Origin of the sequence: Jiulongibacter sediminis (genome assembly GCF_001306455.1) — a bacterium.
GTDB classification, from domain to species: Bacteria; Bacteroidota; Bacteroidia; order Cytophagales; family Spirosomataceae; genus Jiulongibacter; species Jiulongibacter sediminis.
The window spans coordinates 1-403 of record NZ_LGTQ01000029.1 but is presented as its reverse complement, the minus strand read 5'-3'; the positions used below and the strand labels follow the sequence as shown (position 1 = coordinate 403).

General features: G+C 44.2%; 1 protein-coding gene. It reads left to right on the top strand.

Translation table 11 applies throughout. The features are described 5' to 3' along the window. The coding region (locus tag AFM12_RS19405) for a hypothetical protein (RefSeq protein ID WP_157687500.1) at window positions 1-403 on the top strand (403 nt) is incomplete at both ends.

Sequence of the window (403 nt, the reverse complement as noted above, 5' to 3'; positions counted from 1 at the left end):
CTTGAAATAGAGCGTGATACAGCATGTGGTGATTTGCCATACATAACCCATGCGAAGACGCTGAGCAGTATCACAGACCTTGGTGACAATACCTTTAGCGTACTATATGAAATAGAGGTTAAAAACCTTGGAGGAGCGGTTTCAAGTTATACTCTTGAAGATGCTGGTTCATTTGAAGATGATATTACTATAATTGATGGTGGCTACAGTTCACCTGAAATAGGAGCCTATGCGTTCACAGGCAATCCGTTCCCACTAACGATCACCAGCGGTAATACGATTGCTGCAGGTGCTACTGAGACTTACCAATTGCAAGTGAAAGTAGCGATTGATCTGACTGACGGTCAGGTTGGGGATGATGTATACACCGCTTGTGGTGAAACGAGCACGACGACAGAATACT